Consider the following 14,269-nt stretch of genomic DNA (forward strand, 5'->3'; position numbering starts at 1 on the left):
TCAGGGCTTGTTGAAGTACTTCGATGGATGGCGCTCAATGTGCTCACGCTTCCATTGTTGTGCTCGCTTTTGCCCCAGTAGCCGCACATACCATGGAGGGGGCTCCAAGAATGCAAAGCGTATTTCTCCAGGTTGCCGGTGTCGATCTGGGGATACATACTTCAAATACTGCTTAACCGTCCATTTTGCCTGCCGGAACGAGCCTTGGATTCTCCTCCATCTCTTAGCGAACTCATGGTCTGCGATCCATTGCCTTGTTCTAGTGAGTTGCTCTAACTTACCTGAGGGATCCCGAAGCCAGGTGTGCCCGGCATTGTCCCTGTAAAGAACCAACAGGAACATCGCGTGGAGAGGCTCAACTCTGATCTGAGTGGACTCCGCCGGCATCAGTGTGCCAACGCGGCGTGGGCCATCGACATAGCCATTGTCGATAATGCTCAACTGCCCCTCATCGGAGTAGCGCGCGAAGCGGACCGCATAGATGGGCTGGTTGCTGAGGTTGTGCAACGTGTAAGTAAATGGTTCTTCGAAAAAGTACTCCGGCAGAAATTCGAAGCTCGGATCGACCGGCTGGCTGTCTGCCTTGAGTCCGACGAGGGCTACGAGCTTGGCCTGGCTGCGGCGCCTATCGTCAACGTCCTTGCGGTACGAGTTGACCGCCACACCGAGCGCTCCGACCGTGCCGGCTCCAGACGCCCACTCGGCGATGCTGCCCCACGTGTTGGGGTCGTATGCCATCGGTCCATCCCCTTGGGCTCGGTTGTTAAGTGGGGCTGTGACGCTATCGGAGCCGGCGGCGTTCCCCCTGGCGAGAAGGTCTCAACCCGGGAGGTGCCGAACTCGCCAGGTCTAGGCCAGACGCAGTCTGTCCGCATGGACGTGACCTGATTGGCCGTCCCTGTCCACGGAGCGCACCGACATACCCGCCGTCGCGTGCTTTATGCGAACCTGAGCCATTCAGTCCTCGTCGGGCCTCTCTTTCGCACGCGCGTCGCGGACCTCGGCCCCAACTAGAGTTACGAATCCTCATGTTTAACAATTGAATTGACGACTTGCGCCTGCTAAGATAAATGAACGCGAAGGAGGGATAACCACGCCCAAACGGGGCTGGAGAAACCCTCTCGCGGTAGCCCGTCACCAACTAGGTGGCGGGCCTTTTTCATGCCCGGAAGCGGCCTGCGGCCGCCCTGCAAGAGGAGATGCATGTCCCCCAACACCATGACGTTGCGCAATTCGAGAGAGCTGTTGGTCGCTGTCCCATACCTGCTCGGGTTTTACCCGCAGAACAGCCTGGTGGTGCTGACCTTGCGGAGGAGCCGACTGGGACTCACGGCCCGAGTCGACCTTCCCGAACGCGAGCAGCCGCGTGCCTTGCAGCTTTCGGTCGAGTCGCTAATGCCGGCCATCCTGCGTGAGGCCCCGGACACCGCGGTTCTCATTGCTTACGAGGACGCCGCTGGTGATGCCGTCCCGGTGCTCGTCAGGCTCTCCGAGGCTCTGCGCGCCCACGGCGTTGACCTCAAGGATCGGATCGTCGTGAGCAACGGCCGCTGGCGATCCCTGGACTGTGACAACCCAGCCTGCTGCCCGACCGAGGGGACGCCGGTGCCGGCCTCTCGCGACGCCGCTGCGGTGACCGCCGAGTTCGTCGGTGCCGGTGTGGCACCGCACGCGACACGGCAGGACCTTGCTCGCATGGTTGAGGCGAGCGACGGCGCCCGCCCCGTCGGTCGCCTGTTGGGCGCGCCACAATTTGCGGCATCGCCTGCCATGTCACCGGAAGAGGTAGCGGCCGTCATAAAGCGCGTCCTTGTTTCTGGCGGCCAGTGCAGGCGACCTTCTTCGGAGGACGTCGCTCGTGCGGCCCTGGCCGTCCGCGATGTGCAGGTGCGTGACGTCGTCGCGGCCTGGGTCTGTCCTGGCACCGTCGATGCGGAGATGTTCGAGCCGGCGGCCCGAGAGCTCCTGGTGGCTCTAGCAGGCATTAGCCCGTCAGCCGAGCTCAGCGGGGAAGCTCTGCGCGAGCGTCGAGACCGGCTGCTGCAGGTCTGCACGATGCTGCCCGACGCCCACGCCACCGCGTGGCTGACGATCCTCGCCTCCTTCTCCTGGTGGCGGGGCGAGGGAGCGTTGACCCGGGTCGCGCTCGACCGTGCCCTGCGGAGCAACCCCGATTACGGACTCGCGCTGCTCCTCGAGCGCATGGTCGACCTCGGTATCCGCCCACCGGAGTAACACCGAGCCCCGCCTCGACGGCGGGCGAGCACGACTTTCACCTTCCAGGCCTACCGCTTCCTGCGGTGGGCCTTTTGCATGCCCAGACCCCCGCGCGCACCCTGCTGCGCGGTCATGGTGCGCGCCGTCCGACGTGCGCCGACGACGTAAGAAGGAGTCACCCATCGTGAGTACGGCACCATCCCATCTCTACGCCGTTCCACCCCCGACGGGTCGGACCGACCCGCGCAACGCGAAAGAGGGCCTCGACCAGCTATCCCGCATGGGCTGGCTGCTGCGGGCCCGTCAGGCCGCGCGCCGCGCGTTCGACCTCGCCCTGGCGCTGCCTCGGGGAGCCGCCCAGTGGGCGCTGCGTCACGTGCAGAGCGCTTCCGGAATGTTTCGCAGCATCGACCTGCCTGGCCTGGCTGGCGGCGCCTTGCGCGCCGCGAAGGTGCTCGGTGAGCAGGTCGGAGCCGTGCCGCTCGGCCTGACCATCGTCACGGCGCCTCCGGTCCAGCGGCTCCTCGCCCACGGCGTCCGGACCGGCCTTCGCTGGGCCGGCGCCCTGCTGCGGCGCACCTGGGCCGCCACTTCCGCTGCCATTGCTCGGACCGGCAGCCCAGGCAGGGCCCTGCTCAACACCCTGGACAGGTGGACCTCCCAAGCGCGGACTGTGGCGTCCCGCGTTGCCGCGCACCCGGCTGTACCCACGGTTGTCGCCACGGTTCGCCGGGCACTGGGCGCCGTGGCGCCTCTGGTCCGAATGGTCAGCCTGCACCGTCTGCTGGCCACGCTGATCCCTACTCGGTGGGCGCGAGCCCTCGTCGAGACCGCTGTCATGCCCGTCCTCGTGACGGCGGTCGTGCCGGCAACCCTGCTCGCCCCTATGACGGCCCGAGGGAAGGGCACCACGATGGCATGTGACCTCGGCAGCCAGGACCTCGCAGGTGAGGGCGTCAGCCACGTCGAGGATGAGTCGCTGCGGGCTGGCGAGCCCATCGAACGAGCCGACGTCATGACGGTCGATACGGATCGCGCGGATGAAGGTCTGTGGCCTGCGTCCGCTCAGCCCACTAACCGGGCCGAGCGACGGGCGATGCAGCGGGAACAGGCACGAGCCCGTCGGGCAGCCCCGGGCCGGCCGAGCGCTTCATGACGACGACCAGTGATCGTGACGCGGTGAGCGCACGATGTTGATAGTCCTGGGCGTGGCCGCAGCGGCCGCGCTCGTCGTGATCGGGTACCACAGGCTCAGCGAGCGGTCACCCGAGGCCGGAGCGGCCAGCCTGCAACTGGTCCGAGAGCTGGCGGCGGTCGTCCTGGTATGCACGAAGGCCGTCGAAGGCGTCGTCAAAGTGCTCGGACGAAGCGACGTCTTCTCCGGGCCGGCGATGACCTGGGGCAGCGAAAGGCGGGGCAGGTACGACCGGGACGACGACTTCGACGACGCCTGAGGCAAATACGCCTCGTTTGCGCTGAGAACCGCTCCCGCTCTTGTGCGCAGATGCCAAATGGCGAAAGCCCCTGGGGCGGTTGCGCTTCTACGCACCCGCCCCCGGGGTGGCACCCCTCTCAACAACCCCAAGCGATCGCTAGGTCCTATACCGACGGCAGCGCGGCTAGGTCCTATCCCGACGGCAGCGCAGGAAGCTTGGCCCTCAGCTCCTCAAGGGGTCCGGCCGAAGAATCGGCGTCGACGCCAACCCGGGCCGCCAACTCCAAGAGGAGACGAGTGCCGGGGTCACACAGCGTGAGTTCCGTTTCAACAGACTTGACGCGTTGGTCCATCTGACGGTCCCAGAGCTTCTTGGCGCCATACCCCACGGCCGCGGCCGGCCCCAGCATGGCTGCTCCCGCCGCGGCCGAGAATCCAGCGGCGACCGCTCCCGCAGCTCCAGCACCTGTCGCTGCCCCTCCTGCACCTGCAGCAGCGGAGGCGACCTTGCTAATACTCCAGGAAGATTTTTGGCGGATCAGCTTGGTCCGAGATGCTCTGAGCCCATCGATGGCGTCGTTCTGCAGTTTGGCGGCGCGCAACGCTGCTCGCCGAGCAAGGTCCGGTTCGTCCAAGTTCCACCAGCAGGATGCAAGGGCAGCCTCCGCCATGGCTTGGACTATGGGCCCAGCGGCATCGCGAGTACCTACATCGGTGAACTTCGCCCGAGCCTCCTCCAACAACGCTACCCGTCGTTCAAGCGTGCCGGCCGTAGCGGCCTGCTCCAAGCGGGCGAAGCCCTCATGCAGTGGCTGAGTCACAAGGCTTGCCACCTTGGCGTCTAGCCCCTCAAGTGCGTGGTCGGCGCGCGATCGAATGATGCCCGTCGCGGTGGCGGTCTTGACGCTCAGGCTCAGAAGGGCCAGACATAAGGACACCGGCTCCATCGGTTAGACGCGTCCTCGCCAGTTGAGCCCGAAGGGAAGCCGCGCAGACGCTCGCCGACGGCCCCGGGACGACTGAACTCGGAACGAGCCCATACCGACAGAAGTGCCAAGCCCGCGACGGCTGGCTGTGAGTCGAAGCGGTCCTACCCGAATGGTCTTGCGAAACGAGAAGCCCATGGCTGTTCAGCCTAGCCGCAGCCGGCCTTGCCGATCAGTGGATTGCAAGCCGCCGATGTCGACCCCCGGCCTCCGGGCGAACCCCTCGCCGGCTCAGAAACGAACCATTCCGAGACGCCCCGCCGGCTGGTCACCGGGGGGGCGTTTGGACGTCCAGAACTCGCGACCGAAATAAACGTCTCACAAGGAGCGGCAACCATGAGTAATGCGAACCCCGTCGACCACGCGCTCATCGGATACGTACGTGTCTCCACCCTCGAACAGCACGAGGCCCTGCAGGTCGACGCCCTGCGCGCGGCCGGCTGCGCACGCCTTTTCACCGATAAGGCATCCGGCAAGCTCGAGCGCCGGCCAGCCCTCGATGCGCTGCTCGAGCAGCTTCGTCCAGGGGACAGTGTTGTCGTGTGGCGACTCGACCGACTCGGCCGCAGCCTGCGCCATCTCATCGACACAGTGCAGACATTGGAGCATCAGGGCGTCGCCTTCCGGAGCCTGACCGAAAGCATCGATACGACCACCCCCGGAGGGAAGCTGATCTTCCACGTCTTCGGGGCCCTCGCCGAGTTCGAACGAGATCTCATTCGAGAGCGGACCATGGCTGGGCTCACTGCCGCTCGCGCCCGTGGACGTACGGGCGGTAGGCCGACAGTCTGGACGCCAGAGAAGCTGCGGGTCGCCAGGCAGTTGCTCGACAGCCAGGAGCACGACATTGCCGCCATTGCTCGAGTCGTCGGGGTCAGTCGGGCGTCCGTCTACAGGGCACTCCGAAGGACCTAGAGCCAACAAGGACTGGCCCCCTCTCGCAAATCGCGAGAGGGGGCCACGTGGCCCTTTCGTCATTTTAGACAAGGATTGCAGGCGCCTGCCGTTCTTGGGCTGGCGGCGTCTGGGTGGGGGCCGAGTGTCATTTGTTTGCGGCACCTGCCATGTCGAGAGCAATGTCAACGATCATGTCCTCCTGTCCTCCGACGAGGTGACGTCGACCCACCTCGACGAGGATGTCGCGGACTTCGAGGTCGTGCTCGTCAGCGGCTCGCTCGGCGTGACGCAGGAAGCTGGAGTAGACGCCGGCGTAACCCAGGGTGAGCGTTTCGCGGTCGACGCGGACGGGTCGGTCCTGCAGGGGGCGCACCAGGTCCTCAGCGGCGTCCTGCACCGCGAACAGGTCGCAGCCGTGTACCCAGCCGGTGAGGTTCGCGACGGCGACGAAAGCCTCCAGCGGGCAGTTGCCGGCGCCGGCTCCGAGCCCGGTGAGGGACGCGTCGACGCGGGTGACACCTTCCTCGACGGCGACGACGGAGTTCGCCACGGACAGTGAGAGGTTCTCGTGGGCGTGGATGCCGATCGCGGTGCCCGCGTCGAGGACCTCGCGGTACGCGCGAACGCGCTCCCGGACGCCGGTCATGGTCAGTCGGCCGCCGGAGTCCGTGACGTACACACAGTGCGCCCCGTAGGACTCCATCAACGCGGCCTGCCGGGCGAACTCGTGGGCGGGGGCCATGTGGCTCATCATGAGGAAGCCGGAGACGTCGAGCCCGAGGTCGCGTGCGGTGGCGATGTGCTGGGCGGAGACGTCGGCTTCGGTGCAGTGGGTCGCGACGCGGACGGAGCGCACGCCGAGGTCGGCGGCGCGACGCAGGTCCTCGATGGTCCCGATGCCGGGCAGGAGCAAGGTGGTGAGTCGGGCGTGCGTCAGGTGTGCGGCGGCGACCTCGAGCCATTTCCAGTCGGTGTGGGAGCCGGGTCCGTAGGTCAGGCTGCCGCCGGCCAGCCCGTCGCCGTGGGCGACCTCGATGGCGTCGACGCCGGCAGCGTTGAGGGCGGCGACGATGCGGCCCAGGTCGCCGGGGGCAAGCCGGTGGCGCAGGGCGTGCATGCCGTCGCGGAACGTGACGTCCTGCACCGATCGGTGGGCGCGGCAGGCATCAGGCGCGCGCCTCCGCCTCGACGACAGACAGTCCCGTAGTCGTAGTAGGTCCCCTCGGGCGCCGCCCACATCACCATGTGAGCGGTTCTTCCATCGCCGCCCACCGCCCACTCCCCGAATCCGATTTCCTCGCCCATGTCTCACAGGATGCATCACACGGGGGGCCTGACTGCGTCCTGCGGCTCCAGTAGAGCGGCAGCTTCGAGGAGCCTGGCAGCGACCCGTCGTGCCTGATCCGCCGTCAGCTGGGCGTCGTCGGCATACAGCAGGACGCCTGGCCTGTCGCGGTCCGGCGGGTTCTCGACGATCACGTCGACGTGGCGCTTTCCCTCGTCCGCCCGCCACGCCAGGACGACGCGAGTGCACCAGCCCTGGTCTTCCCCTGGCAACCCGCCCGCGTGGGCAGTACAGAAGTTCTCGTGAACCGCCTGCGGTATCCGCGGCGGTCAGCGGGTTCGGGTCACTCCTGAGCGACGCAGGCTCGAGGCTCATCGGCGGCCTCATCGACGGCATCCGCTCGCGGCTGCCCGACGTGGGCGGCGCCGTGAGCAGCATCGCCGGGACTATCAAGGGCTTCTTCCCCGGATCCCCGGTGAAGACCGGACCGCTTAGGTCGTGGAACAACGGCGGCGCTGGCAAGAGGCTCATGCAGCAGGGCCTCATCAGCGGGATGCTCGCGCAGTCCAACGCCGTCGCCGACGCCTCCCGTACGGTCGCCTCGCGCGTCACGGCAGGCACGGCCGGCCTCGGTATCGCCGCCGTCAGTCAGACCACCGGACGAGGCGACGTCATTTTCAACGGCAACGTCGGATGGGACCCCGCCACCGTCGCCCAGCAGATCGAGATCAAGCGTCGCGACTCCGTCGTCGCCAACTCGCTCAGGGTCGCGGTGGGCTGACCTGACCCCCGTCTGGGGCCTCGAAAGGGGCCTCAGGCGGGGTGTGGGGCCAAAAGTCCCAGAGTCGTAGGAAGTGGCGGGAGCCGAACTGAACCGCCCCGGGGTGTCCGGAGACTCCAATCGTTGGGAGAGTTGGAGTCATGCCAGGAGAAACCTCGAGGCGGTACCCGCCTGAGCTGAGGGAGCGGGCGGTGCGGATGTACGGCGAGGTCCGCCCGGAGCATCCGACGGACTGGGCGGCGATGGGGCAGGTCGCGGACCTGCTGGGGATCTCGACTCCGGAGACGGTGCGTAAGTGGGTGCGCCGGGCGCAGGTCGACGAGGGCGTCCGGCCGGGGGTGACGAGTGAGGAGTCGGCCGAGGTCAAGCGTCTGAAGCGGGAGGTTGCCGAGCTGCGGCGGGCCAACTCGATCCTGAAGGCGGCGTCGGCTTTCTTTGCGGCCGAGCTCGACCGGCCCTCCCGCTGATCGTGGACTTCGTCCGCGAGCACGCCGACCGGCGCGAGAGCGCCGACCACGGCGGCCTCAGGTGGGGTGTCGAGCCGATCTGCACCGTGCTGAGCGAGCACGGCCTGCGGATCGCCCCGTCCACGTTCTACGAGCACGTGAGCAGGACCCCGAGTGGCCGGGACCGGCGAGACGCCATGCTCATCAACGAGATCCGCCGAGTCCACGCCGGCAACTACGGGGTCTACGGGGCGCGGAAGGTGTGGCTCGCTCTCAACCGCGAGGGCGTGCCGGTGGCCCGGTGCACCGTCGAGCGGCTGATGCGGCAGGAAGGCCTGGCGGGGGCCGTGCGAGGCAAGGTCAAGCGCACCACGATCCCTGATCCTCAGGGACCTCGAGCGCGCGATCTGGTCCGCCGCGACTTCGCGCCACTTGCTCCTGACCGGCTGTGGGTCGCGGACTTCACGTACGTCTCCACCTGGGCCGGGTGGGCCTACGTCGCCTTCGTCATCGACGCGTTCGCACGCCGGATCATCGGCTGGCGCTGCGGGTCGAGCATGTCGACCCAGCTCGTCCTTGACGCTCTCGAGCAGGCGGTGTGGAGCCGTGAGCGTGAGGGACGACCGATCGATGCCGTTGTGGCGCATACGGATCGTGGCAGCCAGTATCTGTCGCTGCGCTACGGCGAACGCCTCGCCGAGGCCGGGATCAGCGCCTCGGTCGGCGAGGTCGGCTCGTCCTACGACAACGCTCTGGCCGAGACGATCAACGGCCTGTTCAAGACCGAGCTCGTCAAGCCCCGAGCACCCTGGCGGACCCTCGACGCTCTGGAGATCGCCACCGCCGAGTGGGTCGACTGGTTCAACCATCGGCGGCTCTACGAGTACTGCGGCGATGTGCCACCAGTCGACCTCGAAGCCGCCTACTACGCTCACCACCAGGCCCAGCTGACTGCTGTGCCGTCAAACCAGTAAGTCTCCGGACTCCCCGGGGCGGTTCAGACTCGACCGCCTCGTAGGCTGGTGCGCTTCGTGAATACGCACGACGACTGCCAATCTCTATGCTCACTGCGTGATGCAAGATTCATTTCGGAGTGCCGGCGATCTTGACGTCGAGGGCTTGCCTCAGATGTGGCATGGAATGGATCTGCTTTGGCAGCGCGTGTTGGAGCTCAGAGACCCCCCGGCTGATCTCAGGTTGTCCGCACGCCGCTTCGACCTCGCACAGACTGCGGGCCATCGGGTCTACATCGGTGCCGACAGGCATCTGCAGTGCGCCATGGACAACCACCGAGCACTCGTCGGGCTCCTTAACGCGCACGGCGCAACCCCGTGGGCGCCGTGGAATCTCTTACGGCCCAGCCTCGAGGCTGCCGTACTGGCGGCGTGGGTCTTGGAATCGAATGATGGGTTGACGCGTAGAACTCGTGGTCTGCAACTAGAGCTCATCGACAACAGTGAGCGCTCAAAGTATTGGCGTGAGCTCGAGCTTCTTCCCGGTGGAACCGGCAGGGAGGTGGCTCGCCAAATGGCCGCAGCCCAAGCACGTGTTGTCCCGATTTACCGCGCCGAGGCCGAGGATCTAGGGGTCAGTTACGAAAAGTTGTGCCATTCGAACGTGGTCATACGCGACATAATCGGGCAGCTGGGTTATATGAAGTCTGACAAGAGTTTCGCTGCTCTCGCACGCGCCACCTGGCGCTCACTCTCGGGATTTCAGCATGGGCATGGTTATGCCCTGCTGACTGGCTCGGATATGACCGTCGTTGCTCCTACTCAGGGAGGGCAGGTCTCTCACTTGGTGATCAACGACGAAAGATTCGTCACCTGCGCCACGGTGGTTGCCCATGTCATGACAGAGGCTATGCAACTGTGGGTCCGGCGGTCTACACAGATCTGATCTGAGGCCAAGTCGGACGGAAACGGCTGCAACATCCTGCCCCACCGAGTCCGCAAATCCACTTGGCCAACTAAGCCAGTTGCACAAGCCGCGCAACACCCTGATCCTGGAGCGATAAGGACATCAAGGCCTCCGGGGCGCTCGAAGGCGCCCCAAAGGCCCACGAGATCTGGATGTCGGAAGTTCCTCGTCCTGCCTCTGTCGGCGCGCGGCCGTCATCTCGCGACGTGTCTTCTCGATCTCCACAGCGACGTCCTTAACCGCCTTGCGTACATAGTCCAATGTTCCCTCCGGAGCGATGGCCGTGTGCCTCCATTCGGACCAGTTGATGTGGGTCACCACCTGTTCGATCGGACCGAAGGGCCCTTCCGCGTCGAGAGTCAGCGTTCGTCTCTCGAGGTCGGCGCCCTCTGCTAGGAGATCCCACGAAACAGCGAAGGACCACTCCAAGGCGCGGCCTGGCGCGAGGGAGCTGAGCCCTGAGGCGAGGATGGCCTCGGTGTCACGGATGCTGGCCGAGATCGGTCCAAACGTATTGGGCAGCGGAGGCTCGATTGTTACGGTGATGTTCTTGGCGACAGTCGGTCCCTCGTTCTTCAGAATCAGCACGACCAGGCCACCCTGTCTGTTGTCGGGCCGGATGTCGGCCCAGACGGTGGGCTGACTCGACTGCCGCAGGAGGTCCATCTGGAGCTGAGCCTGCTGCCTCGCAGTCTCAGCCTGGATCTTTGCGGCCTTTGCCGCTCGCGCCGTGAAGGGCAGCGAGGCGATAGCAGCAACGGCCGCCACCACGGCCGCGACGGTCGGAGTCAGGGACGTAACGGTGGCAAGGTCCACACCTGTGGGGAGCATGCGGGCATGCTCTCGCCCCGCTCGGTCAACCGCATGCCAAAGTGAGCGAGTGCCCTACCCAGGCCGACCAGTCCTTGACGTCCTGCCCCAGTTCCACGGCACCGCCGGCGTCCGGCAGACGCCCGAGCAGCGCCGGCAACTCCTCGAGTTCGTCGCTGCTGAGTACCCCAGGGTTGCTCGCTGCGGGAGCTGGCCGAGTTGACGGGTCGGACACAGACGGCGATCCGGCGAGCGCTCAACGAGGCGAGCGTCCCGCGTCGGGGTCGTGGGGCACCCTCGTCGCACGATCGACGTGTGAGGTGCTCGGTTGAGTCGCTCCGGCTCCGGCTCCGGCTCGACCTATCGCGTACTAGGAGGAACACGGCTCCAAGCACTCCGAAGCCGATGAAAGCGATGGCCACGATCGAGAAGGGGTTGCCTCGCGCCGCTCCACCCGCCGATGTGCAGATCCCTAGCACGCCAAAGATGAGGAGTAGCCACGCACCACGTCGCTCGGTCACGTCATCTCCATAGCGGCCGCGGGTGGATGCCCCGCCGCCGAGCCGTTAATAGGTAGCGGGACTGGATAACAAACCCGACGACGGCGAACGCAGCGAACAGGCCGCCAACGGCGTACCGGAACGTCGAACCGGCCTCGCCGTCATGAGGGGTTAGAGCGAAGTACACGGCGATCAGGAATCCGACGACGGCCGTGGGAAGAGACGACAGGCACTGCTCGACTTCCAACACCGCGACACGTCGGTCCTCTTCGCTGATCGGTTTGCCCAACTGGACAGCCTTGTGTACGCGCCTCATCTCGTACCCGGCGGTCGCTAACTCCTTCCGGTTCCGCCTTCGCCACCGAACCGTCAGGATGGTGTTCACGACGGCCAAAGCGACCGCCACGAACAGCAACGCTGTCACAGGGCTCCGGCTTTCTTGCCGCTCTTGACCGTAACGATGCCCTCGGCGCGAGCGCCGGTCATCGCGCGCCGTAGCTGCACGAAAGCGACGGCAGACAGCCCGACCGCGATCACCATCAGCGCCACCATGAGCCAGGGGGTTGGTTGGTGGTTGACCACTGCGAGCACTAGTGCCCCGACTCCTAGCAGTAGCAGTGGCGCTAGGAAGAATGGAGCGGTGCGCAGTTGGCGTGCCGCTGAGTTCACGTAGGCCTGAGCGATGGGTCGGTCGCTGTCGGCGAGGGGATCGCCGCGACGAGGCGCCTTGACCACTCGACGGATGTCCTGTCGGTCCCCGCTGGCCATCAACGCGCGGGCCGTTGTCGGGCGATGGAAGAAGCGCCGCCGGACAAACCAGTACTCGACCGGCAGGACCAGGATGAGCACCGCAAGCACCACCCACGGCACCCACGTGGGCAACGGGTGGTGGCCCGGGCGTGGGTGTGGAGGGTTCAGCCGGTCGTTCAGCGTGATGACGACGAACATCACCGGCACCATGATGAGCGGCATGAGCCAGATGCGTCGCCATGCTCGCTTGAGCCGAGCGTTCTGCTCCGGCGTCAGGTCGTCGACGTCGTTGCGCTGCCCCACGGCTACCCCCGGATGAGTAGTTGTCAGCCGAAACGTAGCGACAGCCCAAGCGGTTCGCAGCCAATCGCCATTTCTCGCGACTTGGCAACCCCTGACGCCTACTGTCATGCGCATGCGCGAGACGACGACGCGAGGGCGTTGGGGGTGGGTTTGGCTCGTAGCCGGATCCCTGTACGTGCTGCTGGGAGCCGCTGGCCTGGTGGACCTACTCTTGTGCTCGGACCGCCAGTGGACCTCAGCCGGCTGGGGGCTCTTCTTCATCGGACTTGGCGTCCTGTGGCTGTCCAAGTGGCGAAGTAAGCGGCCCTTTCCTCGTGGCTGAGCGGTGGACTGCTCTCAGTCTCGGCCAGTACCGCCCCGACCGACGCCACAAGGTCAGAGCTGAGCCGGCAAGGCCAACGCTGAGCATCACTAGTCCCGCAAGGGCCGGGAGACCAACACCGATGAGCGGCAACGGTCGACCAGATGGATCCTCCAGGTGGTCGCGCCACACGACGGTAGCTGCGACCCCACACAGGCCGAGCAGGATGCAGAGCACCCACGGCCAGAGTCGATTCCGACGGCTTCTACGTGACATCACGAGCGCCTCCGCGCCACGACCCACCACGCGATGAGGCAGCATCCGACCCCGAACAGCGCGCCCATCCAGAAGTCTAAGGTCACTCGCGCTCGCGATCGCGCACGTCGCGTCGGTTGGCCAAGACGTTCAGAATGTTGCCGGCAGCGACCAGGGCGAGGCCGGTCGGCAGGATCCAGGGCAGACGATGCATTCCGCCCCTAGCGATAAGCACCAACGACACCAGCAGCAGGATCACCCCCGCGATCAGCAGAAGGAACACGAGGCCCCGGCCCTGCAGCCTGAGCCTGGGTGTCGCCATGGGGCGAGGCTACGTGGCGCTTGCGACGGCTCACCAGTGTCCGAGCCGGCGCCTACCATCCCGGTCATGGCCCAGCTCGCGTACTACAGCCTCTGCGACTGGCACCCGTCTGCCGGACCCGAGGGAGAGTGGCTGTCCGCCTGGGCTGAGGCTGGCTGGCTCCCTGAGTGGCCGCCGCCCTACGAGGGCGTCTGGTGCTCGGTCGGCGGGGTGGCGCGCAAGCGGTACTCGATGGTCCGGGCTGGGTCTTTCGCCGACCGATACGCCGATCAACGGCCCCGTCACCGGTTACGGTCCGACCGTGACCCATCAAGAACGGCCCGGAAGGGACCTGCGCTGGCTCGCGATCTACGTCGCTTCGTCTTTCCTTGGTCTGGGCACTGCCCAACTCGTGGTGGGTCTCATCACCGCCTTTGAGGATCACGATGACCGCACACGTACGGGCGCGATCTTCATGATGTTGGGGTGGCTGGTGGTTCTGATCGTCCGGTGGAGAAGGTGGCCCCGCGTCGCCCCTGGGAGGGAGATGCAGCCGGCCGAGGCCAGCCGAGTGGTGTCGATCTTGACTGCGGCCTACGGACTGCTCGCCGCCATCGCCCTCATCGAGGGCGTCGTCAGTCACAGAGGCATAGTGGCGGTGCAAGTCGTCGCGTTTGGGGCTCTGGCGTTCACGGGGGGACGCAAGCTGCAAAGCTGGCGGGCGCAGCGTTGATCTGAAATGCGCCGCACTCCCGACCAGATGGCTGTTGACGCCGAGCGCTGGAAGGCAGCTCGCGAGGCCGGCAAAAGCGTGGCTCAGATCGCTGCCGAGGAGGGCGTCGGGACCGGCACCGTCTCTAGGGCCACGTCAGGACCGGACATGCACGGCGCGTTGCGACAGACACAGGACGCTGCAACAGAGCGGGTCGCCGGCTGGGTCGAGGAACGACGTCGAAGGGTGACAGCTCGCGAGATCGCCGAGCGCGACGGGGTCACCGTGGCCTGGGTGCGGGCGAAGGTGCGGCCCTTTGGGCCATTCCCCGTGCCAGCACGACCAGCGCGGTGGACGGATGAGCAGGCTG

At 66.2% G+C, this 14,269-nt stretch carries 17 protein-coding genes; 9 read left to right on the forward strand and 8 right to left on the reverse strand.

Annotated elements, in window-relative coordinates:
* Positions 1–738, reverse strand: a complete 738-nt coding sequence (locus tag FB458_RS01360; RefSeq protein ID WP_141846103.1) for a hypothetical protein — start codon at positions 736–738, stop codon at positions 1–3.
* Between the two features lie 465 nt (positions 739–1,203).
* Here FB458_RS01360 and FB458_RS01365 point away from each other — a divergent pair, with 465 nt between their 5' ends.
* The 3 genes from FB458_RS01365 (at position 1,204) to FB458_RS01375 (ending at position 3,671) form a co-directional block, all read left to right on the forward strand.
* Positions 1,204–2,235 (forward strand): DUF4192 domain-containing protein, encoded by a 1,032-nt coding sequence (locus FB458_RS01365; protein ID WP_170185531.1) that lies wholly within the window; start codon positions 1,204–1,206, stop codon positions 2,233–2,235.
* A 262-nt stretch (positions 2,236–2,497) separates the two neighbouring features.
* A complete protein-coding gene (locus FB458_RS01370) occupies positions 2,498–3,373 on the forward strand; it encodes a hypothetical protein (protein ID WP_141846107.1) in 876 nt (291 codons plus the stop codon).
* A gap of 52 nt (positions 3,374–3,425) precedes the next feature.
* The gene (locus FB458_RS01375) at positions 3,426–3,671 is read left to right on the forward strand and encodes a hypothetical protein (RefSeq protein ID WP_141846109.1); all 246 of its coding nucleotides are present in this window, start codon (positions 3,426–3,428) and stop codon (positions 3,669–3,671) included.
* A 172-nt stretch (positions 3,672–3,843) separates the two neighbouring features.
* On the opposite strand, the gene FB458_RS21175 is transcribed toward FB458_RS01375, so the two are convergent.
* Together FB458_RS21175 and FB458_RS22195 are read right to left on the reverse strand one after the other, a co-directional pair.
* Complete coding sequence (locus tag FB458_RS21175) at positions 3,844–4,599, reverse strand: hypothetical protein (protein ID WP_170185532.1); 756 nt, start codon at positions 4,597–4,599, stop codon at positions 3,844–3,846.
* Positions 4,600–4,602: 3 nt separating this feature from the next.
* The gene (locus FB458_RS22195; RefSeq protein WP_141846111.1) at positions 4,603–4,776 is read right to left on the reverse strand and encodes a DUF4236 domain-containing protein; all 174 of its coding nucleotides are present in this window, start codon (positions 4,774–4,776) and stop codon (positions 4,603–4,605) included.
* 198 nt (positions 4,777–4,974) lie between these two features.
* Here FB458_RS22195 and FB458_RS01390 point away from each other — a divergent pair, with 198 nt between their 5' ends.
* Complete coding sequence (locus FB458_RS01390) at positions 4,975–5,553, forward strand: recombinase family protein (RefSeq protein WP_141846113.1); 579 nt, start codon at positions 4,975–4,977, stop codon at positions 5,551–5,553.
* Positions 5,554–5,680: 127 nt separating this feature from the next.
* Here the strand turns inward: FB458_RS01390 and dmpG are convergent, their stop codons facing one another.
* Positions 5,681–6,772 (reverse strand): 4-hydroxy-2-oxovalerate aldolase, encoded by a 1,092-nt coding sequence (dmpG, locus tag FB458_RS01395; protein ID WP_246061006.1) that lies wholly within the window; start codon positions 6,770–6,772, stop codon positions 5,681–5,683.
* A 475-nt stretch (positions 6,773–7,247) separates the two neighbouring features.
* On the opposite strand from dmpG, the gene FB458_RS01400 reads away from it, so the two are divergent.
* From FB458_RS01400 to FB458_RS01410, 3 genes are all read left to right on the forward strand, one after another.
* Entirely contained in the window at positions 7,248–7,601 is a 354-nt protein-coding gene (locus tag FB458_RS01400; protein ID WP_141846115.1) for a hypothetical protein, read from the forward strand.
* Positions 7,602–7,741: 140 nt separating this feature from the next.
* Positions 7,742–9,021 (forward strand): IS3 family transposase gene (locus FB458_RS01405; protein WP_141846117.1). Its coding sequence is split into 2 segments (ribosomal slippage): positions 7,742–8,039 and positions 8,039–9,021, totalling 1,281 coding nucleotides; the frame shifts between segments, so codons are not numbered across the junction.
* 97 nt (positions 9,022–9,118) lie between these two features.
* Complete coding sequence (locus FB458_RS01410; RefSeq protein ID WP_141846119.1) at positions 9,119–9,946, forward strand: hypothetical protein; 828 nt, start codon at positions 9,119–9,121, stop codon at positions 9,944–9,946.
* A gap of 123 nt (positions 9,947–10,069) precedes the next feature.
* Here FB458_RS01410 and FB458_RS01415 read toward each other — a convergent pair whose 3' ends face one another.
* Entirely contained in the window at positions 10,070–10,798 is a 729-nt protein-coding gene (locus FB458_RS01415; RefSeq protein WP_141846121.1) for a hypothetical protein, read from the reverse strand.
* 180 nt (positions 10,799–10,978) lie between these two features.
* Between FB458_RS01415 and FB458_RS22200 the strand changes: the two genes are divergently transcribed.
* Positions 10,979–11,311, forward strand: a complete 333-nt coding sequence (locus FB458_RS22200; protein ID WP_425460869.1) for a hypothetical protein — start codon at positions 10,979–10,981, stop codon at positions 11,309–11,311.
* Here FB458_RS22200 and FB458_RS01420 read toward each other — a convergent pair.
* From FB458_RS01420 to FB458_RS01430, 3 genes are all read right to left on the reverse strand, one after another.
* Positions 11,300–11,701 carry a hypothetical protein gene (locus tag FB458_RS01420; protein ID WP_141846123.1) on the reverse strand — a complete coding sequence of 134 codons (402 nt, stop codon included), beginning with the start codon at positions 11,699–11,701 and terminating at the stop codon, positions 11,300–11,302. The two genes, FB458_RS22200 and FB458_RS01420, sit on opposite strands and share 12 nt — an antisense overlap.
* The gene (locus FB458_RS01425) at positions 11,698–12,330 is read right to left on the reverse strand and encodes a hypothetical protein (protein WP_141846125.1); all 633 of its coding nucleotides are present in this window, start codon (positions 12,328–12,330) and stop codon (positions 11,698–11,700) included. The genes FB458_RS01420 and FB458_RS01425 overlap by 4 nt, the downstream gene beginning before the upstream one ends.
* Before the next feature lie 659 nt (positions 12,331–12,989).
* Positions 12,990–13,208 (reverse strand): hypothetical protein, encoded by a 219-nt coding sequence (locus FB458_RS01430; protein WP_141846127.1) that lies wholly within the window; start codon positions 13,206–13,208, stop codon positions 12,990–12,992.
* 301 nt (positions 13,209–13,509) lie between these two features.
* Here FB458_RS01430 and FB458_RS01435 point away from each other — a divergent pair, with 301 nt between their 5' ends.
* A complete protein-coding gene (locus FB458_RS01435; protein WP_141846129.1) occupies positions 13,510–13,920 on the forward strand; it encodes a hypothetical protein in 411 nt (136 codons plus the stop codon).
* Positions 13,921–14,269: the final 349 nt, after the last annotated feature.

This window comes from Lapillicoccus jejuensis (assembly GCF_006715055.1).
Taxonomy (GTDB): Bacteria; Actinomycetota; Actinomycetes; order Actinomycetales; family Dermatophilaceae; genus Lapillicoccus; species Lapillicoccus jejuensis.